Annotated in this window: 21 protein-coding genes and 1 tRNA gene; 10 read left to right on the top strand and 12 right to left on the bottom strand. The window is 71.9% G+C overall.

Going from position 1 to position 24,441, the window contains the following annotated elements:
• Nucleotides 1–3: 3 nt before the first annotated feature.
• Both ACFTZC_RS13950 and ACFTZC_RS13945 read left to right on the top strand, forming a co-directional pair.
• A complete protein-coding gene (locus ACFTZC_RS13950; protein WP_382889567.1) occupies nt 4–927 on the top strand; it encodes an ABC transporter ATP-binding protein in 924 nt (307 codons plus the stop codon).
• On the top strand, nt 924–1,640 hold the full coding sequence (locus tag ACFTZC_RS13945) for an ABC transporter ATP-binding protein (RefSeq protein WP_365808515.1): 717 nt from the start codon (nt 924–926) through the stop codon (nt 1,638–1,640). The genes ACFTZC_RS13950 and ACFTZC_RS13945 overlap by 4 nt, the downstream gene beginning before the upstream one ends.
• Nucleotides 1,641–1,721: 81 nt before the next feature.
• On the opposite strand, the gene ACFTZC_RS13940 is transcribed toward ACFTZC_RS13945, so the two are convergent.
• The gene (locus ACFTZC_RS13940; protein ID WP_382889217.1) at nt 1,722–2,372 is read right to left on the bottom strand and encodes an ANTAR domain-containing response regulator; all 651 of its coding nucleotides are present in this window, start codon (nt 2,370–2,372) and stop codon (nt 1,722–1,724) included.
• 101 nt (nt 2,373–2,473) lie between these two features.
• Between ACFTZC_RS13940 and ACFTZC_RS13935 the strand changes: the two genes are divergently transcribed.
• From ACFTZC_RS13935 to ACFTZC_RS13920, 4 genes are all read left to right on the top strand, one after another.
• Nucleotides 2,474–2,547: transfer RNA gene (locus tag ACFTZC_RS13935), tRNA-Leu, on the top strand.
• A 110-nt stretch (nt 2,548–2,657) separates the two neighbouring features.
• The gene (locus ACFTZC_RS13930; RefSeq protein WP_382889215.1) at nt 2,658–3,326 is read left to right on the top strand and encodes a helix-turn-helix domain-containing protein; all 669 of its coding nucleotides are present in this window, start codon (nt 2,658–2,660) and stop codon (nt 3,324–3,326) included.
• A 131-nt stretch (nt 3,327–3,457) separates the two neighbouring features.
• Nucleotides 3,458–4,342 (top strand): LodA/GoxA family CTQ-dependent oxidase, encoded by an 885-nt coding sequence (locus ACFTZC_RS13925; protein WP_382889213.1) that lies wholly within the window; start codon nt 3,458–3,460, stop codon nt 4,340–4,342.
• Nucleotides 4,339–5,493 carry an NAD(P)/FAD-dependent oxidoreductase gene (locus tag ACFTZC_RS13920; protein ID WP_382889212.1) on the top strand — a complete coding sequence of 385 codons (1,155 nt, stop codon included), beginning with the start codon at nt 4,339–4,341 and terminating at the stop codon, nt 5,491–5,493. Before ACFTZC_RS13925 ends, ACFTZC_RS13920 begins: the two co-directional genes overlap by 4 nt.
• Nucleotides 5,494–5,561: 68 nt before the next feature.
• Here the strand turns inward: ACFTZC_RS13920 and pyk are convergent, their stop codons facing one another.
• Nucleotides 5,562–6,995 carry a pyruvate kinase gene (gene pyk / locus ACFTZC_RS13915; RefSeq protein WP_382889210.1) on the bottom strand — a complete coding sequence of 478 codons (1,434 nt, stop codon included), beginning with the start codon at nt 6,993–6,995 and terminating at the stop codon, nt 5,562–5,564.
• Nucleotides 6,996–7,127: 132 nt separating this feature from the next.
• Nucleotides 7,128–7,847 carry an SIMPL domain-containing protein gene (locus tag ACFTZC_RS13910; RefSeq protein WP_382889208.1) on the bottom strand — a complete coding sequence of 240 codons (720 nt, stop codon included), beginning with the start codon at nt 7,845–7,847 and terminating at the stop codon, nt 7,128–7,130.
• 210 nt (nt 7,848–8,057) lie between these two features.
• On the opposite strand from ACFTZC_RS13910, the gene ACFTZC_RS13905 reads away from it, so the two are divergent.
• On the top strand, nt 8,058–9,869 hold the full coding sequence (locus tag ACFTZC_RS13905) for a bifunctional metallophosphatase/5'-nucleotidase (RefSeq protein ID WP_382889207.1): 1,812 nt from the start codon (nt 8,058–8,060) through the stop codon (nt 9,867–9,869).
• 34 nt (nt 9,870–9,903) lie between these two features.
• Here the strand turns inward: ACFTZC_RS13905 and ACFTZC_RS13900 are convergent, their stop codons facing one another.
• The 4 genes from ACFTZC_RS13900 to ACFTZC_RS13885 form a co-directional block, all read right to left on the bottom strand.
• A complete protein-coding gene (locus tag ACFTZC_RS13900) occupies nt 9,904–11,397 on the bottom strand; it encodes a lysine N(6)-hydroxylase/L-ornithine N(5)-oxygenase family protein (protein WP_382889205.1) in 1,494 nt (497 codons plus the stop codon).
• 154 nt (nt 11,398–11,551) lie between these two features.
• A complete protein-coding gene (gene pepN / locus ACFTZC_RS13895) occupies nt 11,552–14,071 on the bottom strand; it encodes an aminopeptidase N (protein ID WP_382889203.1) in 2,520 nt (839 codons plus the stop codon).
• 88 nt (nt 14,072–14,159) lie between these two features.
• On the bottom strand, nt 14,160–14,525 hold the full coding sequence (locus ACFTZC_RS13890; RefSeq protein WP_382889201.1) for a chorismate mutase: 366 nt from the start codon (nt 14,523–14,525) through the stop codon (nt 14,160–14,162).
• Between the two features lie 11 nt (nt 14,526–14,536).
• Nucleotides 14,537–15,424 carry a helix-turn-helix domain-containing protein gene (locus ACFTZC_RS13885; protein ID WP_382889199.1) on the bottom strand — a complete coding sequence of 296 codons (888 nt, stop codon included), beginning with the start codon at nt 15,422–15,424 and terminating at the stop codon, nt 14,537–14,539.
• A 151-nt stretch (nt 15,425–15,575) separates the two neighbouring features.
• On the opposite strand from ACFTZC_RS13885, the gene ACFTZC_RS13880 reads away from it, so the two are divergent.
• Entirely contained in the window at nt 15,576–17,336 is a 1,761-nt protein-coding gene (locus ACFTZC_RS13880) for a beta-galactosidase family protein (protein ID WP_382889197.1), read from the top strand.
• A gap of 235 nt (nt 17,337–17,571) precedes the next feature.
• On the opposite strand, the gene ACFTZC_RS13875 is transcribed toward ACFTZC_RS13880, so the two are convergent.
• Complete coding sequence (locus ACFTZC_RS13875) at nt 17,572–18,387, bottom strand: serine protease (protein ID WP_365808492.1); 816 nt, start codon at nt 18,385–18,387, stop codon at nt 17,572–17,574.
• Nucleotides 18,388–18,839: 452 nt separating this feature from the next.
• Here ACFTZC_RS13875 and ACFTZC_RS13870 point away from each other — a divergent pair, with 452 nt between their 5' ends.
• Both ACFTZC_RS13870 and ACFTZC_RS13865 read left to right on the top strand, forming a co-directional pair.
• Nucleotides 18,840–19,733, top strand: coding sequence for a hypothetical protein (locus ACFTZC_RS13870; protein ID WP_382889195.1), 894 nt, complete (start codon nt 18,840–18,842; stop codon nt 19,731–19,733).
• 70 nt (nt 19,734–19,803) lie between these two features.
• Complete coding sequence (locus ACFTZC_RS13865) at nt 19,804–21,444, top strand: ankyrin repeat domain-containing protein (RefSeq protein WP_382889193.1); 1,641 nt, start codon at nt 19,804–19,806, stop codon at nt 21,442–21,444.
• A 33-nt stretch (nt 21,445–21,477) separates the two neighbouring features.
• Here the strand turns inward: ACFTZC_RS13865 and ACFTZC_RS13860 are convergent, their stop codons facing one another.
• The 4 genes from ACFTZC_RS13860 to ACFTZC_RS13845 all read right to left on the bottom strand — a co-directional run bounded on the left by ACFTZC_RS13860 (nt 21,478) and on the right by ACFTZC_RS13845 (nt 24,284).
• A complete protein-coding gene (locus tag ACFTZC_RS13860) occupies nt 21,478–21,864 on the bottom strand; it encodes a barstar family protein (protein ID WP_382889191.1) in 387 nt (128 codons plus the stop codon).
• A 29-nt stretch (nt 21,865–21,893) separates the two neighbouring features.
• On the bottom strand, nt 21,894–22,283 hold the full coding sequence (locus ACFTZC_RS13855; RefSeq protein ID WP_382889189.1) for a ribonuclease domain-containing protein: 390 nt from the start codon (nt 22,281–22,283) through the stop codon (nt 21,894–21,896).
• 149 nt (nt 22,284–22,432) lie between these two features.
• Nucleotides 22,433–23,569, bottom strand: coding sequence for a glycosyltransferase (locus ACFTZC_RS13850; protein WP_382889187.1), 1,137 nt, complete (start codon nt 23,567–23,569; stop codon nt 22,433–22,435).
• A 103-nt stretch (nt 23,570–23,672) separates the two neighbouring features.
• A complete protein-coding gene (locus ACFTZC_RS13845; RefSeq protein WP_382889185.1) occupies nt 23,673–24,284 on the bottom strand; it encodes a TetR/AcrR family transcriptional regulator in 612 nt (203 codons plus the stop codon).
• Nucleotides 24,285–24,441: the final 157 nt, after the last annotated feature.

Here is a 24,441-nt window from a genome sequence, read left to right as displayed (position 1 = left end):
GACATGACGACCGCGACCACAACCACCAGCGTCCTCGACGCCACCGGCGTCACCATGCGCTTCGGCGGCCTCACCGCCGTACGCAACGTCGACCTCCACGTCAACGCGGGCGAGATCGTCGGCCTCATCGGCCCCAACGGCGCCGGCAAGACGACCTTCTTCAACTGCCTCACCGGCCTGTACGTACCGACCGAGGGCACCGTCACCTACAAGGGCACCGTCCTCCCGCCCAAGCCCCACCTCGTCACCAACGCGGGCATCGCCCGCACCTTCCAGAACATCCGGCTCTTCGCCAACATGACCGTCCTGGAAAACGTCCTCGTCGGACGCCACACCCGCACCAAGGAAGGGCTCTGGTCCGCGCTCCTGCGAGGCCCCGGCTTCAGGAAGGCCGAAGCCGCCTCCCACGAACGCGCCATGGAACTCCTGGAGTTCATCGGCCTACAGCACAAGGCCGACCACCTCGCCCGCAACCTCCCCTACGGCGAGCAGCGCAAGCTCGAAATCGCCCGCGCCCTCGCCGCGGAACCCGGCCTGCTCCTCCTCGACGAGCCCACCGCCGGCATGAACCCGCAGGAGACCCGGGTCACCGAAGAACTCATCTTCGCCATCCGGGACCAGGGCATCGCCGTCCTCGTCATCGAGCACGACATGCGGTTCATCTTCAACCTCTGCGACCGCGTCGCCTGCCTCGTCCAGGGCGAGAAGCTCGTCGAGGGCACCCCCTCGACCGTCCAGGGCGACGAACGCGTCATCGCCGCCTACCTCGGCACTCCCTTCGAGGGCGCCCCCGGCGGCGAAGAGGTCGCCGCGGTCGAAGCGGCGGAAGCGGCGGCCGAGGCCGCGGGAACGGTCTCCGACACACCCCGCGACGCCGGCACCACGGGCACCACCAGCACCACGGGTACGGAAGGGGACGCGAAGTGACCGCGCTTCTGGAGGTCGAAGACCTCAAAGTCGCCTACGGCAAGATCGAAGCCGTCAAGGGCATCTCCTTCAGCGTCGAAGCCGGCCAGATCGTCACCCTCATCGGTACCAACGGCGCCGGCAAGACCACCACCCTGCGCACCCTCTCCGGGCTCCTCAAGCCCTCCGGCGGCCGCATCGTCTTCGACGGAAAACCCCTCAACACCGTCCCCGCCCACAAGATCGTCGCCCTCGGACTCGCCCACTCCCCCGAAGGCCGGCACATCTTCCCCCGGCTCACTATCACGGAGAACCTCCAGCTCGGAGCCTTCCTCCGGACGGACAAGGCCGGCATCGAGAAGGACATCCAGCGCGCCTACGACCTCTTCCCCATCCTGGGCGAACGGCGGAAGCAGGCGGCGGGCACCCTCTCCGGCGGCGAACAGCAGATGCTCGCCATGGGACGCGCCCTCATGTCCCAGCCCAAACTGCTCATGCTGGACGAGCCCTCCATGGGCCTCTCCCCCATCATGATGCAGAAGATCATGGAAACCATCGTGGAGCTCAAGTCACAGGGCACCACCATCCTGCTCGTCGAACAGAACGCCCAAGCCGCGCTCTCCCTCGCCGACCAGGGCCACGTCATGGAGATCGGCAAGATCGTCCTGTCCGGCACCGGTGAATCCCTGCTCCACGACGAATCCGTACGCAAGGCCTACCTCGGCGAGGACTGACCCGGCCGACCGCACACGCAAGAGGGCCCGCCCCCTGGGAAACCGGGGGCGGGCCCTCTCACGTACGAGACCACCAGAGGCCTACTGCCCCTTCGCCGCCTTCTTCTCCGCCGCGTCCTCGATGACCGCCTCGGCCACCTGCTGCATCGACATCCGGCGGTCCATCGACGTCTTCTGGATCCACCGGAACGCCGCCGGCTCCGTCAGCCCGTACTGCGTCTGCAGCACCGACTTCGCCCGGTCCACCAGCTTCCGCGTCTCCAGCCGCACCGTCAGATCCGCGACCTCACGCTCCAGCGTCCGCAGCTCCGTGAACCGCGACACCGCCATCTCGATGGCCGGCACCACATCACTCTTGCTGAACGGCTTCACCAGATACGCCATCGCCCCGGCGTCCCGCGCCCGCTCCACCAGATCACGCTGCGAGAACGCGGTCAGCATCAGCACCGGCGCGATCGACTCCTCCGCGATCTTCTCCGCCGCCGAGATCCCGTCCAGCACCGGCATCTTCACATCGAGGATCACCAGATCGGGCCGGTGCTCCCGCGCCAACGCGACAGCCTGCTCCCCGTCACCGGCCTCACCGACGACCGAGTACCCCTCCTCCTCCAGCATCTCTTTGAGATCCAGACGGATCAGGGCCTCGTCCTCGGCGATGACGACACGCGTCGTCAGCGGCGGAACGTGCGACTTGTCGTCGTCGACGGGCTGGGGCGACTCGGGGGCGGTCACGGGGGGCTCCTCGTTCCAGACACGGTGCTGCTCCCCATGAGCCTACCGAGCTGCGGTATTGTGGTCACGCGGCGGGTCTGGCAATACCTTTGATTCCGTGAGCCCCGGTAGCCCAATGGCAGCAGGCAGTGCTCTCAAACAGCATACAGTGTGGGTTCGAATCCCACCCGGGGCACTTTTCCTTCGATTCCAAGGTTGATCACCTAGCCAACGATCTTCACCCTTCCTGGTGAACGCTTCTCCGATTTGGCCCGCCCCTGCGAGGGCCCGGCGAAGCTGCCCTCCATGGAGCAGCATCATCCGTCGATACGCCAGGAAGCCGTCGCCCTGCTGGACCGAGGCATGGCCAACCGCGCCGTCGCCGAACGTCTGAACGTACCTCGCGGCACGGTCAGCTGGTGGCGCCACGAAGCACGCAGGGAACAGGGCGGGCAGGGGGAGGCACGCCGTTCGCGACTCTGTCCCGTTTGCGATGAGCGCCCACTCGACCGAGCCTCCTATGCCTACCTTCTAGGGCTCTACCTCGGCGACGGCTACATCAGCCACTATGCGAAGCACCGATCCCCAAGCCTGCTCGTCACCATGGATGACGCGTGGCCGGGTTTGCAGGACGCAGCGGAGGCCGCGTTCAGGGCCGTGTTCCCGGACAACGCGATCTGCCGCCAGAGGCGCAAGGGCTGCCAGAACATCAAGGTCTACTTCAAGCACCTCACCTGCCTGTTCCCTCAGACCGGCCCTGGCAGGAAGCACGAGCGGAAGATCGAACTCAACGGCTGGCAGCAGAAGATCGTGGACGAACACCCCTGGGAGTTCCTCCGCGGCCTCATCCAGCTCTTCACCAACACCCTCGACACCGTGGGCGTCGAGTGGCGGCGCGCCAATGCCAAGAACATCTCCGTCGCCAAGCGCGCCTCCGTCGCGCTCATGGATGCTCACATCGGGCCTAAGTACTGAGCGAGCCGTCGGCCCAAGGCCCCGGCCTTGGCCTGATCGCGTGAAGCTCCGCTTCCGGGCGGAGCGGCGATGTCAAAAATAATATTTCCGCATTAATTGTGGCCTTCGGAGCAGGAGACCGGAGGCCCTCCATGGATCAGAACATCACGCAGGTGAAGATCCGCCCTGCCATCGGCATCGCCCGCGTCGGCAACAGTGCCACGGAGTTCTTCGCCGGCCCGGAGTCGCCCGACCGGATGCCCGAGCAGCCCGGGTTCTACAAGGACGCGGCCGGGGAGGTCGTGCGGGAGCTCAAGCTGAACGAGGGGGGCGTGTCCGAGATCGTGTGGACCGTGCGTCTCGCCAACAAGAAGGCCGCGTGGTACCAGTTCCATCTCCCGCTCGACATCCCCGAGGGGAAGAGTCTGGCGCCCGCGTTGTACGGGCGGCGGAACGCCGCCGTGGTGGGGGCGGACCGGGCGAAGTTGTTCACGCCCGGCACGGGGCGGACGGTCTGTCCGTTCGTCGACGACGCGCCCGTGGCCGCGCAGCCGGGGCTGCTGGACCGCGCGGCGCTGGAGCACTGCGCGGCGGACGCGTTCCATCCGGGGAGTGAGGTGACCTGGCCGATCCGGCGCGGCACCCTGTACACGGAGCCGTTCCGGGTCCGGCATCGCGCCGTGAACGATCCGGAGCCCGATTACGGGGCGTCGCTCACGGCGGAGAAGGCGCTCGCGCCGAACGGTCCGACGTACGCCCAGGGGCCCGGGGATCTGACGCGCTGGATGGCGGCCCCGTGGCAGACGGACGCGGCGCGCTGTCGCTCCGGTTACGAGGTGCTGAGCAATCAGGCCGCTCTCCCTCATCTGTCCGCCGCCGCGGGCACCTGGGCGGCGGCGGGAGGTGACGCGGCGGCCGTCGAGGACGCGCTCGTCGGCCAGGCGGTCCGCCGGGCCGTGGCGGAGACCCGGTACAGCGAGGAGGAGATCTCCGCCGGGTACGACGAGCGGCTCGACCCGTTCCACGAGGGGCTGTGAGCCGCGCGCCCGCCCCGGGCCGGTCTCCGGGCGCCCGTCCCCGTACCGGGTACGACGTGGTGGTGGCGGGCGGCGGGCCGGCCGGCTGCGCGGCCGCGCTCGCGCTCGCCCGGGCGGGCCGGCGGGTCCTGCTGGCGGACGCCGGCACCGGGCCGCCGAAGGCCGGTGAGGCGCTCGTGGCCGCCGGTGGGGTGCTGCTCGACGACCTCGGGGCCGGCGACCGGGTGCTGGGCTCGGGGCACCTGCCCTGTTACGCCAACCTGTCGGCGTGGGGTTCGAGCGAGCTGCGCGCGGTCGACTTCATCAACGATCCGCACGGCCCCGGGTGGCACCTCGACCGGAAGGTGTTCGACGGGCGGCTGCGGGAGGCCGTGCGCGCGGCGGGGGCCGAGGTCGCCGAGCGCACCGCGGTGCGCCGGCCGCTCCGCCGGCCCGACGGCGGCTGGATCTCGGTGCTGCGTGGCCCGGGCGGTGACCGTGCCGTGCGCTGCCGCTGGCTGGTCGACGCCACCGGGCGGGGCGCGGCGATCGCCGTGCGCTGCGGTGCCGTGCGGCGGGTCCGTGACCGGCTGACCGCGGTGTGTCTGACGCTCGACGCGGCTCCGGGCGCGGCCGACGGCTGTTCGCTGGTGGAGTCGGCCGAGGACGGGTGGTGGTACACGGCGCCGCTGCCGAGGGGGCGCCGGCTGATCACCTACTTCACCGACACGGATCTGCCCTCGGCCGCTCTGCGTACCGCGGAGCAGGTGCGGTTGCGTGTACGGGCGACCCGCCATGTGCGGCGGCGGGCGGGGCCTCATGGGTTCGCCGTGTCGGCGGTGCCCCGCAGGGCGCCCGCGTACAGCGCGTATCTGGACCGGGTGTACGGGGACGGCTGGGTCGCGGCGGGGGACGCGGCTGTCGCCTTCGATCCGCTCTCCTCGCAGGGTGTCCTCACGGCTCTGTACACGGGGATGAGCGCGGGGCGGGCCGTCGACGCGCGGCTGGGCGGTGAGGCGGCGGCGCTGGAAGGTTATGCGGAGGGGGTACGGCGGGCGCGTGCCGCGTATGTCCGGGGTCATCGGGCCGTCCACGCGCAGGAGACCCGCTGGGCGCACCGTGCTTTCTGGGCCCGTCGGCTGGCGGCGGTGGGGGACGGCGCCCGCCCGTGAGCCCGCGCCCCGGAGCGGGGTGCGGGTGGGAGCGTGCGGGTGGAGGGGGTGCGGGCAGGAGCGTGCGGCTACTTCGGGGTGTCGTCCTCGCCGATGTGGTGGACGCGGACGAGGTTGGTGGAGCCCGCGACGCCGGGCGGGGAGCCCGCGGTGATGACGACGGTGTCGCCCTTCCGGCAGCGGCCGATCCTCAGGAGTTCCTCGTCGACCTGCGCGACCATCGCGTCGGTGGAGTCCACGTGCGGGCCGAGGAAGGTCTCGACGCCCCAGGTGAGGTTGAGCTGGGAGCGGGTGGCCGGGTCGGGGGTGAAGGCGAGGAGGGGGATCGGGGAGCGGTAGCGGGAGAGGCGTTTGACGGTGTCGCCGGACTGGGTGAAGGCGACGAGGAACTTGGCGCCGAGGAAGTCGCCCATCTCGGCGGCGGCGCGGGCGACGGCGCCGCCCTGGGTGCGGGGTTTGTTGCGGTCGGTGAGGGGCGGGAGGCCCTGGGCGAGGATGTCCTCCTCGGCCGCTTCCACGATGCGGCTCATGGTTCTGACGGTCTCGACGGGGTATTTGCCGACGCTGGTCTCGCCGGAGAGCATCACGGCGTCCGTGCCGTCGATGACGGCGTTCGCGACGTCGGAGGCCTCGGCGCGGGTGGGGCGGGAGTTGTCGATCATCGAGTCGAGCATCTGGGTGGCGACGATGACCGGCTTGGCGTTGCGCCGGGCCAGTTTGATGGCGCGTTTCTGGACGATCGGCACCTGTTCGAGGGGCATTTCCACGCCGAGGTCGCCCCGGGCGACCATGATGCCGTCGAAGGCGGCAACGATGTCATCGATGTTCTCGACGGCCTGGGGCTTCTCGACCTTGGCGATGACGGGGAGCCGGCAGTGCTCCTCGTCCATGATCCGGTGGACGTCCTCGATGTCGGCGCCGCTGCGTACGAAGGAGAGGGCGATGAGGTCGGCGCCGTGGCGGAGGGCCCAGCGGAGGTCGTCGATGTCCTTCTCGGAGAGCGCGGGGACGGAGACGGCGACGCCGGGGAGGTTGAGTCCCTTGTGGTCGGAGACCATGCCGCCTTCGACGACGAGGGTGTGGACGCGGGGGCCGTCGACGGAGGTGACTTCGAGGGTGACCTTGCCGTCGTCGACGAGGATGCGTTCGCCGGTGGTGACGTCGTCGGCGAGCCCTTCGTAGGTGGTGCCGCAGCCGTGGCGGTCGCCTTCGCGGGGTTCGACGGTGATGGTGAATTCGTCGCCGCGTTCAAGGAGTACGGGGCCTTCGCGGAAGTGGCCGAGGCGGATCTTCGGGCCTTGAAGGTCGGCGAGGATTCCGACGCTGCGGCCGGTTTCCTCGGCGGCTTTACGTACGCGCTGGTAACGCTCCTCGTGTTCGGCGTGGGTGCCGTGGCTGAGGTTGAGGCGGGCGATGTCCATTCCGGCTTCGACCAGTGCTTTGATCTGGTCGTACGAGTCGGTGGCGGGCCCCAGGGTGCAGACGATCTTGGCTCGGCGCATATATCGAGCGTAGGGCTTACCGACCGGTAGGGAATTGGCGGTGCATGACTGCCCAACAACCTTTGAGTTAAAGGTTGTTGACAAGCGTTTCAATGTGCGGCGGGGTGCTCCGATGAGCGTTTTCGGAGGCGTTCAAGGGGTGAGGTCCGGCGGGGTCATGGTGAAGCGCGCGTTCACCTGCGCGTAGACCGTCTGCCGCTGCGGTTCGAGGTCGAGCGCGGGCGCGGCCTCGGCGGAGTCGGCCCCTTTGTACGCGACGCTGCGCAGGGCGCCGGGGGCGGCGGGCCCGCCGTATCCCCCGCTGTTCTCCGCGCCGATGTCGGCGAGCTCGACCAGGGCGGCGAGGCGGGCGTCGAGCGCTTCCGCGTACTCCCTGGCACGCTTGACGGCTTCCCGTACGGCCTGGCGGCGGGCGTTCCCCCGGGCCGGGGAGTCGGGGCGCAGGGACCACCAGGGGCCGGCGACGCTGGTGAGTTCGAGGTCGGCGACGCGGGTGGTGAGTTCGCCGAGGGCGGTGAAGTCGGAGAGCTCGACGGTGAGGTGGACGCGGCCGTGGTAGGCGCGGACGCGCTCGCCCCGGCCGTGCTTGGTGAGTTCGGGGGTGATGGAGAAGGCGCCGGTCTCCAGCTTCTCGATGGCGTCGCCGTACCCCTTGACGAGGTCGAGGACCCACGCGTTGCGCCGGGTGAGGTCTTCGAGGGCGGTGCGCCGGTCGGTGCCGCGGGCGCCGACGGTGATGGAGATGCGGGCGATCTCGGGGTCGACTTCGAGCCGCGCCTCGCCGCGGACGGCGACCCGCGGTGTCTCGGGGGTGCCGTAGGGCGGGGTGGAGGTCGGGGTGTCGGCGGTCATGGGGCGGCTCCCTCGCGGCGCGGGTACGGCGGTGGCTGTCTCTGCGGCTGTGCCTACTCTCGCATCCGGGTCGGACACTCACGGGTGCGCGACCTCTGTCAGTCATCTGATCGAAACCCTCAGGGGGTGTTGCGCGGGGTGGTTCTGAGCCAGAATCTACGCGCGTTGTGCAATGGATCGGTTGTGCAATGAACCGAGGGAGAAGAAGAAATGCCGCTGAACCGTAGGACGCTCCTGGGCAGTGCGGCCGCCGCCGGTGCCGGTGCGGCGCTGGCCGCCGGGGGGACGGCCCCGGCGCAGGCCGCCGGACCTGGTCAGGGTTCCGCTCCTGGACGTCCGCAGAAGCGGTACGCGTTCACGGTGATGGGGACGACCGACCTGCACGGGAACGTCTTCAACTGGGACTACTTCACGGACAAGGAGTTCGACGACGCCGCGCACAACGATGTCGGCCTGGCGAAGATCTCGACGCTGGTCGAGCAGGTCCGCAAGGAGAAGGGCCGGCAGAACACGCTGCTGATCGACGCGGGTGACACCATTCAGGGCACCCAGCTCGCGTACTACTACGCGAAGGTCGACCCGATCACCGCGAAGCGCGGTCCGGTGCATCCGGTGGCGCAGGCGATGAACGCGATCGGCTACGACGCGGCGGCGCTCGGCAACCACGAGTTCAACTACGGCATTCCGGTGCTGCGGAAGTTCGAGGAGCAGGTGCGTTTTCCGCTGCTCGGCGCGAACGCGCTGGACGCGAAGACCCTGAAGCCGGCATTCGCGCCGTATGTCATCAAGAAGCTGCGGACGCCGCAGGGCCGGGACGTACGGGTGGCGATTCTCGGGCTGACCAACCCCGGCATCGCGATCTGGGACAAGGCGAACGTCCAGGGGAAGATGACGTTCCCGGGGCTGGAGGAGCAGGCGGCGAAGTGGGTGCCGAAGCTGCGGTCGATGGGCGCGGACGTGGTGATCGTGTCGGCGCACTCGGGGTCGGACGGTTCGTCGTCGTGGGGTGACCAGCTTCCGTACGTGGAGAACGCGGCGGGCCTGGTGGCCGAGCGGGTGCCGGGCATCGACGCGATCCTGGTCGGCCACGCGCATGTGGAGATCCCGGAGCGCCGGGTGGTCAACGAGAAGACCGGCAAGGACGTGGTGCTGTCCGAGCCGCTCAAGTGGGGTCAGCGGCTGACGCTCTTCGACATCGAGGTGGTGTGGGACCGGGGCGGCTGGACGGTCGAGAAGGTCTCCTCGAAGGTCCTCAACTCGAACACGGTCGCGGAGGACAAGAAGATCACGGGGCTGCTGGCGGACGAGCACCGCAAGGTCGTCGCGTACGTCAACCAGGTGATCGGTACGTCGACGGCGGCGATGTCCACGGCGGACGCGCCGTGGCGGGACGAGCCGATCATCGACCTGATCAACCACGTCCAGACGGAGACGGTGAAGGCGGCGCTGGCGGGCGGCGAGTGGGCGGCGCTGCCGGTGCTGTCGCAGGCCTCGTGCTTCTCGCGTACGGCGGGGATCCCGGCCGGCGAGGTGACGATCCGGGACGCGGCGGGGCTCTACCCGTTCGAGAACACGCTGGAGGCGCGCCTGGTGACGGGGGCGCAGATTCTGGCGTACCTGGAGTACTCGGCGAAGTACTACGTGCAGACGGCGGCGGGCGCGCCGGTGGACACGGCGAAGCTGACGAACGCGGGCGGTACGCCGGACTACAACTACGACGTGGTGTCGGGGCTGACGTACGAGATCGACATCGCGAAGCCCGCGGGTTCGCGCATCGTGGATCCGCGGTTCGGGGGGCAGCCGCTGGACCCGGCGGCGAAGTTCGTGCTGGCGGTGAACAACTACCGGGCGAGCGGGGGCGGCAACTTCCCGCATGTGCCGGGGGCGCAGCAGCTCTGGTCGAATTCGGACGAGATCCGTAACACGATCATCGGCTGGGTGAAGGAGACGGGCACGGTCGATCCGGCGGTGTTCGCGTCGGTGGACTGGAAGCTGACGCGGGACGGTACGCCGGTCTTCTGAGCCGCCTTCTGAGCCACGGGCCGCTCCTACGGGTTCAGCGGACTTCGGTGAGCGGGACCAGGCCCCTCGGGGCGGGCACCGTGTGGGTCCGGTCCCGGCCGTCGAGTCCGAAGGTGGTGAAGGCGGTGCGCCGGGGCAGGGTGTAGGGCTCGGTCCCGGTGCGGCCGCCGACGAGGTGGTTGAGGATGGTCGCGCTGCGCCAGGCGGCGAGGCCGAGGTCGGGTGCGCCGACGCCGTGGGTGTGCCGTTCGGCGTTCTGTACGTAGGCGGAGCCGCTGACGCCCGGGTCGAGAACGAGCCGGTGGTGGGCGTCGACGCGGGGGCGTCCCGAGGCGTCCCGGCACATGTACGGGTCGAGCCCGGCGAGGATCCGGTCGAGCGAGCGCTCCCGGTAGCCGGTGGCGAGGACGACGGCGTCGGTGGTGAGCCGGGAGCGGGTGGCCTGCCTGCGGTGTTCGAGGTGGAGTTCGATCCTGGTGGTGCTGACACGGCCTGCCGTACGGACATGGACGCCGGGGGTGAGGACGGCGTCGGGCCAGCCCCCGTGGAGGGTGCGGCGGTACAGCTCGTCGTGGATGGCGGCGATGGTCTCGGGGCCGATGCCCTTGTGGAGCTGCCACTGGCTGGGGAGCAGGTCGTCGCGGGCGCGTTCGGGCAGCGCGTGGAAGTAGCGGGTGTAGTCGGGGGTGAACTGTTCGAGGCCGAGCTTCGAGTACTCCATGGGCGCGAAGGCCTCGGTACGGGCCAGCCAGTGGATCCGCTCGGCCCCGGCGGGGCGGGCGCGCAGCAGGTCGAGGAAGACCTCGGCACCGGACTGTCCCGAGCCGATGACGGTGATGTGTCCCGCGGCGAGGAGCCGGTCCCGGTGGTCGAGGTAGTCGGCGGAGTGGATGACGGGGACGGTGGGCGCCTCGGCGAGCGGCCTGAGCGGGTCGGGGACGTACGGCTCGGTGCCGATGCCGAGGGCGATGTGGCGGGTGTGGACGCGGCCGAGGGCCTCGGCCTCGCCGTCGGCGTCGAGCTGGGTGAAGTCGACCTCGAACACGTCGCGTTCGCCGTTCCAGCGGACGGCGTCGACCTGGTGGCCGAAGTGGAGTCCGGGAAGCCGTTCGCTGACCCAGCGGCAGTAGGCGTCGTACTCGGCGCGCTGGATGTGGAAGCGCTCGGCGAAATAGAAGGGGAAGAGGCGGTCGCGGTCCTTGAGGTAGTTGAGGAAGGACCAGGGACTGGCCGGGTCGGCGAGGGTCACCAGGTCGGCGAGGAAGGGGACTTGGAGGGTGGCGCCGTCGAGGAGCAGGCCGGGGTGCCAGTGGAAGGCGGGGCTCTGGTCGAAGAAGGCGGTGCTGAGCGGGGCCGGGGCGCCTCCCGCCCCCGGAACGCCGCCTGGTCCCGGTGCGCTCCCCGCCCCCGGGGCGCCGTCCCGTGGCGGAATGCGGTCGGCGAGCGCGGCGAGGGAGAGGTTGAACGGGCCGATGCCGATGCCCACCAGGTCGTGGGGGTGGGCGAGGTCGGTGAAATGGGCGGTCATCGGCGTGTGCTGCCTTCCACGAGTAGTGGTCTCTGGTAGGCACAACGAGGCGACGCTGTCAGGGGTATCGGGGATCCGGCGCCTGTTGCCGAAAAGGCTGAAAAACACTCCGGGATCCGCCCCCTCTGCCGGAGGGAACGGATCCCACCGGTCCTCAGGCCGTACGGACCCGCAGCGTGCGGCCCAGGTCGTCGAGCTGGTCGGTCAGCCTGCGCCGCAGGGAGGGGATCATCTCCGTACCGTCCAGGCAGTCCTGACCGAGGCGGAGCGCCTCCTCGTCGACGGCGTACGCGGGGAAGGCGTAGCGGCCGGCGGCGTCGGCGATGGCCGGGCCCCTGCGGTCGGCGAGGGCGATGGCCCGCGGGTAGAACAGGGGCACGTACTCCCGTACGAGGTCGCTCTGTTCGGGTTGCCAGAAGCCCTTCGCGGTGGCGGTGAAGAGGTAGTTGGAGAGCTCGTCGGTGTCGAAGAGCAGCGCCCAGGCGCGGGCCTTGGCCGCCGGGTCGGGCAGGGCGGCGCGGCACCGGGCGGCGCCCTCCTGGCCGGTGGCGCTGGGGTCGCGGTCGAGTTCGGCGTCGATGGTGGCGGTGTCGAGCGCGCCGAGGACGGCGAGGCGGGTGAGGACGCGCCAGCGCAGTTCGGGGTCGAGTTCGGGGCCGCCGGGGACGCTGCCGGAGTCGAGCCAGTCCTGGAGGGGGTCGGGCTGGGTGGCGGCGTCGATGAAGTGGCGTACGGCGGTGAGGCGCAGCCCCGGGTGGTTGCCGTCCTCGGTGCGGCGGATGAGGTCGCGGCAGAGGGCGGTGAGGGTGGCGAGCGCGGCGGGCCGGTCCTCGGGGGCGAGATAGCGGTCGGCGATCTGCGTGGCGGCGAAGGCGAGGACGCCTTCGGCGAGGGCGACGTCGGTCTCGTGCGGCAGGTGGGTGCGGGCGGCGTCGAGGTAGGCGGCGGGGGCGAGTTCCCCGTCGCGGACCATGTCGCGGGCGGCGTTCCACAGGACCGTGCGGGTGAGGGGTTCGGGGACGCCGGAGAGGGTGCGCAGGGCGGTGTCCCAGGAGGGCGCGTCGAGGCGGATCTTGGCGTAGGTGTAGTCGCCGTCGTTGAGGAGGACGAGGGCGGGCCTGCGGCCGGGGAGGGTGACGGGGCCGGTGAGGGGCACGTCGAGTTCGAAGCGTTCGCGGGCGACGAGGCGGGCGGGTCCGGCGTCGGCGCCGTTGTCGGGCGCGGTGTCGTACGTGCCGACGGTGACGCGGTGGGGCCGGCTGCCGTCCCGGACGACGTCGAGGCTCCACCGGGTGGTGTGGTCGGTGATCCGGGGGGTGAGGGTGTCGACGCCGGTGGTACGGAGCCACTGCTCGGCCCAGGCGTGGACGTCGCGGTCGGTGGCGTGGGCGAGGGAGTCGATGAAGTCGGCGAGGGTGGCGTTGCCGAACTTGTGGCGGGCGAAGTGGGTGTTGATGCCGGCGAGGAAGTCCTTCTCGCCGAGCCAGGCGACGAGCTGGCGGAGCGCGGAGGCGCCCTTGGCGTAGGAGATGCCGTCGAAGTTGAGGAGCGCGGAGGCGGTGTCGGGGACGGCGTCGGGGTCCGGGGCGACGGGGTGGGTGGAGGGGCGCTGGTCGGCGTCGTACCCCCAGCCCTTGCGCCAGATCCCGAAGTCGACCCAGGTCTCCCGGAAGCGGGTGGCTTCGGTGAGGGTCTGGTAGCCCATGTACTCGGCGAAGGACTCGTTGAGCCAGATGTCGTCCCACCAGGTGAGGGTGACGAGGTCGCCGAACCACATGTGGGCCATCTCGTGGGCGATGACCATGGCGCGGGTCTGCCGCTCGTTGTCGGTGACGGCGGAGCGGTAGACGAATTCGTCGCGGAAGGTGACGAGGCCGGGGTTCTCCATGGCGCCCGCGTTGAACTCGGGGACGAACGCCTGGTCGTAGGAGTCGAAGGGGTACGGCTCCTCGAACTTCTCGTGGTAGCGGTCGTAGCAGGCGCGGGTGATCTCGAAGATCTCGTCGGCGTCGGTGTCGAGGTGGGGGGCGAGGGAGCGGCGGCAGTGGATGCCGAAGGGGAGGCCGGCGTGTTCGGTGCGGACGGTGTGCCAGGGGCCCGCGGCGACGGCGACGAGGTAGGTGGAGATCCGGGGCGTGGGGGCGAGGCTCCAGCGGCCCGCGCCGTCCGCTCCGGCGGCGGTCCGCTCGGCGATCCCGTTGCCGAGGACGGTCCACCGGTCGGGCGCGGTGACGGTCAGCTCGAAGACGGCCTTCAGGTCGGGCTGGTCGAAGGCGGCGAAGACGCGCTGGACGTCCTCCATGAAGAGCTGGGTGTAGACGTACGTCTCGCCGTCGGTGGGGTCGGTGAAGCGGTGCATGCCCTCGCCGGTACGGGAGTACCGCATCGCGGCGTCGACGCGCAGCTCGTGCGCGCCGGGGGTGAGCCCGGCGAGCGCGAGCCGGTTCCCGTCGAGCGCGGCGGGATCCAGGCCCACGCCGTCGAGGGTGACGGTGCGCAGGGTGGCCGGCTTCAGCTCGACGAAGGTGTCTCCGGCCGCCCGGGCCGTGAACTGTATGACGGTGCTGGAGTCGAAGGTTTCCTCGCCGGTGGTCAGATCGAGGGTGATCGTGTACCGCTGGACATCGAGGAGCCGGGCTCGGGTCTGCGCTTCGTCGCGCGTCAGTACGGGCATGGAGCCATGCTGCCCGATGGGCCGGGGGCCGCGCAGCATGGTTCTTTGCGCTCTGAGCGCACGGCTCCCCCACTGGATCGGCCCTGTCTCAGGGGTGGTCGGCGCGGTTCTCGCCGGCGATCGTCTCGTGGTGGCGGATCACCTCGGCGATGATGAAGTTGAGGAGTTTCTCGGCGAAGGCGGGGTCGAGACGGGCGTTCTCGGCGAGCTGGCGGAGCCGGGTGATCTGGCGGGCCTCGCGGGCCGGGTCGGCCGGGGGGAGCTGGTGTCCGGCTTTGAGGTGGCCTACCTGCTGGGTGCATTTGAAGCGCTCGGCGAGCATGTGGACGACGGCGGCGTCGATGTTGTCGATGCTCTCGCGGAGCCGGGTCAGTTCGGCCTGCACCGCCGGGTCGACGGCGCTACCGCCGCCGCTGCCGTTGCCGGTGGTGGTGCCGGGGTCGCTCGTGGTCATGGTCCGGCAGCTTAGACGGAGCGGGGCGCGGGGCCTCCGGGGTGGTCAGCATGCGGGATCCCGTCCGCCGCGCCCGGCACCGTACGGCTCTGCTGCGCCCGGAAGCGTACGGGCGCCAGGCCGACGCGGCGGGTGAACAGCCGGGAGAAGTAGGCGGGGTCGTCGTACCCGACCCGGCGGGCGACGGCGGCGACGGGCAGTTCGGTGGCGACCAGGAGTTCCTTGGCGTGGCCGAGGCGGATCCCCAGCAGGTAGTCCTTGGGGCTGCGTCCGGAGGCCCGGCGTACGGCCGCGCGCAGGGCCGCCGGGGTCATGCCGTGGCGGGCGGCGTGCTCGGCGACGGTGAGCGGCCGGCAGGCGTCGCGGGCGAGCGCCTGGAGTACGGGGTCGCCCTCGGCGTCGGTGTCGGCGCGGGCGCGGCGCAGGGCGACGAGCAGTTCGTGGACGGCGGCGCCGGTCTCGACTTCGAGCAGGGGGTTGCCGTGGCGGGCGGCGCGGGCGATCCGGGCGACGGCGGCGCGCGCGCCGGACGCGTCGGAGAGGGGGACGACGGGCCGGTCCGGTTCGATGTAGCCGAGTTCGGTGTACGTGGCGGTGGCGGGCCCGGCGAAGTCGACGAAGCTCTCGTCCCAGCCGCCCGGCCGGTCGGGCCCGTAGTGGTGCGCGACGCCGGGCGTGAGCCAGAGCAGCGCGGGCGCGGTGACCGGGGTGCGGCGTCCGTCGGCGCCGCGGAACCAGCCGCTGCCGGTGCTGATGACGACGGCGACGTGGTGGTCGAGGGTGCGGGGGCCGACGACGGGGAGGCTGCCCCGCTGGAGTCCGACGCCGAGGCAGACGAGCCCGAGCCCGTGGTGGACCGGGCCGGGGCTGAAGAAGCGCATCCACGTGTGGTACGTCATCCCGGCTCCCCTCCCCTCTCCCCCGCGCCGTTCCGTCCAACCAGTGGCGATCTTTGTCCATGGACCGTCCGTCCGCCACCGGGACAAGGTGGTTGCGGCACGGAAAGGCCGAGGACGGCGACGGACGACCAGAGGGACGGTGGCTGAGCCGATGACGACCGGATTCACGGTGGGGAAAGAGCACTTCGAGGTGGACGGCCGTCCGGTGCGGCTGCTCTCCGGCGCGCTGCACTACTTCCGGGTCCATGAGGAGCACTGGGCGCACCGGCTGGGGATGCTGCGCGCGATGGGCCTCAACTGTGTGGAGACGTACGTCCCGTGGAATCTCCATGAGCCGGAACCCGGCCGGTTCCACGACGCCGACGCGCTCGGCCGGTTCCTGGACGCGGCGCACGCCGCCGGGCTGTGGGCGATCGTCCGGCCGGGCCCGTACATCTGCGCGGAGTGGGAGAACGGCGGGCTGCCGCACTGGCTGACGGGGCCGCTGGGCGCGCGGGTGCGGACCAGGGACGCGGAGTTCCTGGGCGCGGTGGAGCGCTGGTACGGGGAGCTGCTGCCGCGGGTCGCGGCGCGGGAGTTCGGCCGGGGCGGTCCGGTGATCATGGTGCAGGTGGAGAACGAGTACGGGAGTTACGGCACCGACCAGGTCTATCTGGCGCGGCTGACGGAGCTGACGCGGGCGTGCGGGATCACGGTGCCGCTGTTCACCTCGGACGGGCCGGAGGAACACATGTTGACGGGTGGCCTGGTCCCGGGGGTGCTCGCGACCGTCAACTTCGACAAGGACGCGGCCGGAGCCTTCGGGGCGCTGCGCCGCTACCGTCCCGAAGGCCCGCTGATGTGCATGGAGTTCTGGTGCGGCTGGTTCGAGTACTGGGGCGGGAAGCCGGCCGTACGGGAGCCGGCCGAGGCGGCGGGCGCGCTGCGGGAGATCCTGGAGGCCGGCGCCTCCGTCAATGTGTACATGGCGCACGGCGGGACGAGCTTCGCGGGGTGGGCGGGGGCCAACCGGGCCGGGGAGCTGAACGACGGGGCGCTGGAGCCCGATGTGACGTCGTACGACTACGACGCGCCGATCGACGAGGCGGGGCGGCCGACGGAGAAGTTCCGGCTGTTCCGTGAGGTGTTCGCGGAGTACCAGGAGGGCCCGCTGCCGGAGATCCCGCAGGCGCCGCCGGTGCTGGGCGCGCCCGTGACGGCGGAGTTCACGGGGTGGGCGCCGCTGGACGCGGTCATGGAGGCGCTCGGCGGTCCCGAGGCCGAGTCGGCGCTGCCGCCCACCTTCGAGGAGCTGGACGTGGACCGGGGCCTGGTCCGCTACCGCGTGGACGTCCCGGGCCCGCGGGCGCCGCAGCGGCTCACGCTGGCCGGGCTGCGGGATCTGGCCGTGGTGTACGTGGACGGCGTACGGGCCCAGGCGGACCCCCTGAGCGACGGGGCGCCGGCCCTGCTGGAGCCGGTGGCCGGGCCGGCCTCGGTCGAGATCTGGGTGGAGTCGCTGGCCCGGGTCAACTACGGGCCGCGGCTGGGTGAGCCGAAGGGCATCACGGGCGGGGTGCTGCACGAGCGGCAGCAGCTGCACGGGGTGCGGGCGCGGGGGCTGCGGCTCGACGCGTTCGACGACGCGGAGGCGGTGGCGCGGATCCCGTACGGGACGGTGCCGCCGGAGCCGTCGGAACGCGGGCTGTACCGGGCCGCGTTCACGGTGACCGGGGCGGGTGACGCGAGGCTGACGCTGCCGTCGTGGACCCGGGGCTTCGTCTGGGTGAACGGTTTCTGCCTGGGCCGCTACTGGTCCGCCGGGCCGCAGGAGTCGCTGTACGTCCCGGGCCCCGTGCTGCGCGAGGGCGCCAACGAGGTGTGGGTGCTGGAGCTGGACGGCGCGGGCGAGCCCCGCGTCCACCTCGCCTGAGACGCACGGACGAGGGGGTGTGTGCCGGACCCGCCCGGGCGGCCAACACCCCCACCCGTGCCGGGGGGGGGCGCGCCGCGACAGGGTAGCGGGGGGCGCGGGGGTAGGGGGGGCGGAGTGGGGGGGGGGGGGCGCCCCCGCCCCCCCCCGCGGCTGCGCGCCGTGGGGGGGGGGGGGTGCGCGGCCCCCGCGGGTCCGGCACACACCCCCTCAGGTCACTGCGTGCGCGGCGCCGCTACAGGGTCGCGGCGGCCGAGGCGATCTGGGAGGCGAAGGTCGAGACCTCGGTGTAGACGCCGGGGTAGCCGGGCCGGGCGCAGCCGTTGCCCCAGCTCACGATGCCGACCTGGACGTAGGCGCCGGAGTTGTCCGTACGGAACATCGGGCCGCCCGAGTCACCCTGGCAGGTGTCGGTGCCGCCGCTCGCGTAACCGGCGCAGATCTCCTCGTTGGCTATGATGTCGCCGCCGTAGGAGGCGTTGCAGCTCGCGTCGGAGACGAACGGCACGGTGGCCTTGAGCAGGTAGCGCTGCTGGGCGCCGCCCTCGGTGGCCGCGCCCCAGCCGGCGACGGTGAAGTTGCCGGTGTTGTACTGCGTGGTGGTGGCGATCTTCAGCGTCGCCAGGTTGATCGGCGAGGCGAGCTTGATCAGCGCCCAGTCCTTGCCCGCGCCGTTGTAGCCGGGGGCCTGGAGGACCTTGGTGGACTTGACCTTGATGGCGCTGGTGCTCTGGAGGTCCACGACACCCGCGGTGGCGGTGATGCTCGTATTGTTGCCGGAACCGCTCACACAGTGCGCGGCGGTCAGCACGACGGTCGGGGAGTACAGCGAGCCGCCACAGCCCATGGAGAGGCGGACCATGAAGGGGAATTCACCCTGGGCGGCGCGGGTACCGCCGACGACCGGCGGGGCGAGGGGCGCGGCGGCCTGGGCGACGGGCGCCGGGGCCGGCAGCGGCGAGGCCATGGCGGAGGACGGCTGAAGGCTGATGGCGGCGAGAGCGACGGCGCCGACGGCGGCGCATCTCTTCAGGGCACCAAGAATGCTCAACGGTCTGCCTTTCGTGGGGGATGCGGTGGGGGCAGTGCACCGGGCCCGGGTCGACGCGCGTTGCGTCACGGTGTGTCACGGGCACGGTGCGGTACGGCGCGGTGGCATGCACCGTGCCGGCCTGCGCCGTGCCGCACCGCGACGCGTTGCACTGACATGAGCCCGACAAGAAAGCGTGATCCGGATTATGCGGAGCGAATACGCCGTGCCACAAGAACCCCGTTTCGGCCATAGGGGGAGATCATTTGTCGGCCAACGCCCGCTGACCGGACAACAGCTGCCGCACTCCGGAGCACACTCCGGGCCGCGCCCCAGGCACACTCCGCGCCGCACTCCGGGCACACTCCGGCGGCGCGCTCCCACGCCCCGTCCGTACACCGCCGTACAGTTGACGGGTGCGGGCCGGACCGCCCCGCGAGCCGGTCACGGGGGCAGGCGGAGGGGGCAGGGACGTGAGAGACGGCGGCGAGGTCGTCCACGGATATCCGCATCTCGACACGGCGCGGGCCGCGATCACCGCGCTCTACCACCGGCTCTCGGCCGACGGGGTCCGGGCGTACGCCACCAGCGTGGCGCCCGCCGATGTCGCCTTCTCCGATCTCGACGACCTCCACCTGGGCACCCAGCGGGTCGCGCACGCCCTCGTGCAGCAGCTCCGGCTGCCCGACGCGCGCGTGATCGTGAGTTTCCGGGAGATGACACACGCGGCGAACGTGGAGCTGACCGCGGGCCCCGAGTACTTCGTCGAACTGAACGACCGCTTCCGTACGCACCGCAGGGACATCGGCGCCGCGCTCGCCCACGAGATCACCCATGTCCTGCTGCACCGGCTCGGGCTGAGCTTCCCCGGCACCCGGGACAACGAGATCCTGACCGACACGGCCACCACCTACCTGGGCGCGGGCTGGCTGCTGCTCGACGCGTACCGCGAGGACCGCGACTCCAGCCAGAAGCTCGGCTACCTCACCCCCGAGGAGTTCGGCTACGTCCTCGCCAAGCGCGCGGAGGTCTTCGACGAGGATCCGCGGATCTGGTTCACCAGCCCGCAGGCCTACACGTCGTATACGAAAGGCAGGGCGCAGGCGCAGCGCGACGAGCAGCAGCCGCCGCTGACCACGGCCGGCTGGGCGGGCCGGCACCGCTACGCCAAGGACCGCCGCTACGCGCTCGACCACCCGGGCGCGGCCCCGGACCCGGCGTCGCCGTACGCGTTCGAGAGCCGCCCGGACGGGCTGCGCGTCTCGTTCCCCTGCCCGACGTGCCTCCAGCGGATCCGGGTACCCGTACGCGGACGGGTGCGGGCGCGGTGCGGACTGTGCGGGACCGTCCAGCACTGCGACACCTGAACCGGCTCCGCGGAGCGCCTCCGAGCACCACGGCGCAACGCGGCCGCCCCGGGAAACGTAGGGTCGAAGCATGACGAAAGAGGCGGCAGCGGGTGTCACCGACCTGTTCGAGGCGGTGATCGGCGGCAAGGACGACGCCGTCGTACGGCTGCTCAGGGCGGGCGTGTCCGCCGAGGCGACCGGCACGGACGGGGAAACGGTTCTGTACCGCGCGGCGGTCAGCGACGAGCCGGGGATGGTACGGCTGCTGCTCGCGGCCGGCGCCGATCCGCAGCGGGCGAGCGGCCCCGAGGGCTGGGACCTGCCGCTGTGCGCGGCGGCCTGCGGCGGCCACACCGAGGTCGTCCGGGCGCTGCTCGCGGCCGGGGCGGCGCCGGACGGCCGGGAGGCGTTCGACTACACGGCGATCGTCTGGGCGGTGGTGCAGGGCTTCGCGGACACGGCGGAGACCCTCCTGGAGTACGGCGCGGACCCGGATCTGCCGGGCCCCGGCGGAGAGGCGCCGCTGGTGCTGGCGGCCCGGCGCGGCTCGACGGCGGCCGTTCGCGTCCTGCTGCGGTACGGCGCGGGCGCGCGCGACAGCGGCTCCGTGTACAACACGTCGCGCGCGGGCGCGTATCCCGGCGCGGACTCCGGCACGCGCGGGGCGGCGCTCGCCGAGGCCCGGCGCTGGATGGCGCTCGACGTCGAACAGGAACTGCTGAAGGGCCTTTTGAGCGCCTTCGGCGACGGGGACGAGGCGGAGGGGTACGAGACGGTGGTGCGCCGGATCCGGGCGGACGGTTCCGAGACGGTCATCGTCGAACTGCTCAGGGACGGGGGCGGGGCCGGCCGTGAGCAGCAGACGGGCCACGCGGCCGTCGCCACGCTGCTGGAGGCGGAGCTGGGGATCGCGACACCGTACGAGGAGCTGGCCGGCCGCGCGCTGGGCTGCGGGGACCCGGAGCGGGACGACTGGACCGAGGCGGTGGCCGCGCTGTGGCGGCGCGGCGACGAGGAGACGTTCGCGACCTGCGCCGCGTGGTGCGCGAGCGACGAACCGCTGCGGCAGGCGTTCGCCGCCGATGTGCTGGCCCGCCTGGGCGCGACCGGCGGCGCGGGGCCGCAGGGCACCGGTGCGGGCGCGGAAGCGGCCGACGGCGGCAGCCCGTACACGGCGCGCGCGGTGCCCCTGCTGCGCGGGCTGTCCCGGCAGGCGGTGGAGCCGGAGCTGATCAGCTCGGTCGTCGTGGCGCTCGGCCAGCACGGCGATCCCTCTGCGCTGCCGGAGATCCTGCGCCATACGGCGCACCCGGACGCGGGGGTACGGCGCCGGGTCGCCGTCGCGCTGACCGGGCTCGTACCGGCGGCCGGGCCCGTACCGGCGGACCACCACGACGGCGTACAGGCGATGGTGCGGCTGAGCCAGGACGAGGACGCGGCGGTCAGGGACCGCGCGGTGATGGCTCTGGCGGCGCTGGAGGCGGACACGTACGAGATCCGGGAGGCGCTGGCGGCCCGGCTGAACGAGCCGGACGCGGGGACGGCGGCGCGCGCGGCGTGGGGGCTGGCCGTGCGCCGCGATCCGCGGGCGGTGGCCGCGCTGGAGCGGATCCTGCTGGACGAGGATCCGGAGGGGCGGCCGCGCAGAACGGCGGTGGAGGCCGTGGCGTACCTGCCGAAGGGCCCGGAGCGGCGGCGCCTGGAGTGCACCCTCCCGCGCCGCCGCTGACGGCCCGTACGCCACTCGTCCGGCGCGGCCGGGTCAGCGGAGCCGCAGCGTTCCGGGGGCCTCTTCCTCGATGAGCTGGACCAGTTCGTCGAAGACGGTCGGCCCCCGGCCCGCGAGCGCGTCCTCCAGACGGGCCCGCGCGGCGGGCCGGTTGTCGGGGTGCGTGCGCTCCAGCCGCCGCTGGAGCGTCCGCACCGTCTCCTCCTGGCCGAGCGCCCGGCGCGAGAGCTCGTGCCGGCGCCATTCGATGACGAAGTCGCCGTCGTCCGGCGTTCCGTAGCCGCCGTGCAGACAGTCCGCGAGCGAGTCGAGGTTGCCCCCGAAGTAGCCGTCGGGCCCGTTCACGGCGGCGCCGATCACCTGCCAGAAGCGGTCGAGGCCGGTGACCTCCGCCCCGTCGATCACATATGTCACCGTCATGGGACGGAGGTTACCTTCCGGGGTGGGGATCAGCAGGAGTACTTGACGAGCGAGAACGACGCGTAGTGGTCGGCCGTGTAGTAGTCCTCACTGGCCTTGCTGCCGGTGACGATGCGGCGCGCGCCGCGGTTCGAGGAGCCCGGCGTGATGACGGTGTACTCGTGGTAGTAGCCGTTGGACTGGCTCGGCAGGATGCCTTCCCGGTTCTGGAAGACACCGCCGTCCTGGGAGTACGGGTACGGTCCGCCGGCGTCGATCAGGTCGAGCGTGTCGTGGGCCTGGGACGACAGCTTGGAGTAGCAGATGCTGCCGACCGCTGTGGGGGCGGCGTTGGCGGTAGCGGTGACTCCACCGACGAGCAGAGTCGAGACCAGTGCGGCGAGGCCACCAAGGGTGGCGATACGTGGGGGAATTCGCATGCTCCATGATGACGCGCGTAGACGTGGACACGTCAAGAACAACCGCCGGGAATTTCCCCGAAGTTAACGGTCGACCCCGCCCGTTCCAGGGCGCGTGGCGCCGTATTGGCCATACAGGCCGTACGGCGCCGCGCGCCGGCGGGGACGGATCAGCCGAGGGCCGCGGCGAGCCGCTCCGCGACCTCGGACGGCGAAGCCATCGCGGCGATCTGCCCGGCGGCGCGGCCGGCGTTGTCCCGGTACTCGGAACGGCCGAGCACCTCGGTCATCGCCTCCGCCACGGCCTCGGGTCCGGCCGGCGGCAGCACGGCGACTCCGGCGCGCGCGCCCGCGACGGCGGCGGCGTTGAGGAACTGGTCGGCTCCCTGCGGTACGACGACCATGGGCAGGCCGTGGGAGAGGGTACCGAGCACCGTACCGGCCCCGCCGTGGGTGACGACCAGATCGACGCCGTCGAGCAGTTCGTCGAAGGGGGTGAAGCCGACGAAGTCGACCCGGTCGAGGCCGTCACCGTAGTCGGCGGCGGTGGCGGTCAGCCCGAGGGTGACGACGACGTCGGCCGTCGGCGTGAGGGCGTCGATGACCGGCCGCAGAACGGCCGGCTCGGCGAAGTGGGTGCCGAAGGAGAGCAGCACCCTGGGGCGCGCTCCGTCGGCCGGCGGCGTCGCGGGGGCGGGCGCCGTGCCGGATGCGCCGGGGCCCTGGTGGGCCTCGGGCCGCAGCGGAAGGTGCCCCTGCGGCGGCACCCAGCCGGGCCCCTGGAGCACTTCGGGGCACGGGTCGAGATACCAGGCGGGCGGAGGCACCGTCAGGCCGCGCTCCTTGTGGCGGCTCTCGACGACCGAGTCGAAGACATCGGTGAACTCGGCGGGCAACTGGGGGCCGAACGCCACCTTGGCGAACGGCACCTCCAGCGCGGCGGCGACGAGCGGCCCCACGTAGTCCGCCGCCTCGCCGACGACCAGGTCGGGCCGGAACTCCCGCCCCGCGTCGAGTGCCGCGTCCGCGGTGAGGTCGACGCGCGTGCCGGCGAAGAACTCGGCCGTGGCCGCCGGAGTGGGTTCCGTGGCCGCGCTCGCACCGGAGCGGCGGGCCGCCTCCGCCAGTATCTCGGGCGCCTCGGGGCCGACGGCGAACAGAGGGATGTCCTCGGCGGCGAGCAGCGGCCTGAAGGACTCGGAGGTGAGTACGGCGACCGCGTCACCGCGGTCGCGGAACGCGCGGGCGAGGGGCAGCTGCGGGAGGAGGTGCCCGTAGCCCGGGGTGCTGGAGAAAAGGATACGCATGACGGCGAGTCTAAATGACTGAAGTAGAACTCCATTGAATACAGCCGCACTTGGCGCGGCGCGAATGGCTTCCCTTGGCTTCCCTTGGTTCCCCTTGGCTTCCCTACGTCAACAGCGCGGCATCGACCGCGCCGACGAGGAACACCTCCGCACGCTCCCAGTCCCAGCCGAGCTGACGCGTCCGGTGCCAGGACTGCGGTGTCACGAAGTACTCCAGGACCTGGACGGCATCGCTCACGGTGACTCCGGGCCGCAGGGCTCCGAGCGTTTCCAGACGGAGCGCCACCCGGCCGTAGCGCTCCCGCCGCAGTTCCTCCGTCCGGCGGAGCAGTTCGGCGATGTCCTGGTCCACCGCGGCGGCTTCGAACAGGACGGTCATGCTCCGGTTGTGCCGCTGTCCCAGGTCGCGGGTCTGACGCACCACGAGGCGCACCACCTCCTCGCCGGTCGTGGCCCGTTCGACCGCGGCGAGGGCCTCGCCGATGCCGGCGTCCCCGGCGGCGCGCTGGGTCAGCGCGGCGACCAGGGCGGGCTTGCTGCCGAAGGCCGCGTAGACCGTCCCCTGGGCGACCTCCGCCGCCTCGGCCACGCGCTTCACGGTGACCCGGGCGTAGCCGTGCTCCGCGAACAGCGCCTCCGCCGTGTCCAGAATCGCCGTCCGCGTCGCCGCGGCCGCCTGTTCACGCACGGTCGAGCGGTACGCACGGGGAGACATGCGCCCAGTATAGGAAGGGCCCCGGGGCCCTCGCCTGCCTCCCCGGAGCCGTCCGCCGGAGCCGTCCGCCGGGGCGGCCACCGCCCGCGACTCGCCTCCCCCAACAACGGCCGGGGGGCGCGGCCCCGCGGCCGCCCACCGCGCCGCGCGCCGGCAG

The sequence above is a fragment of the Streptomyces sp. NPDC056987 genome (genome assembly GCF_042673865.1).
Classification (GTDB): Bacteria; Actinomycetota; Actinomycetes; order Streptomycetales; family Streptomycetaceae; genus Streptomyces.
The sequence above is the reverse complement of the archived record's forward strand: the minus strand, read 5'-3'. Positions and strand labels throughout refer to the sequence as shown.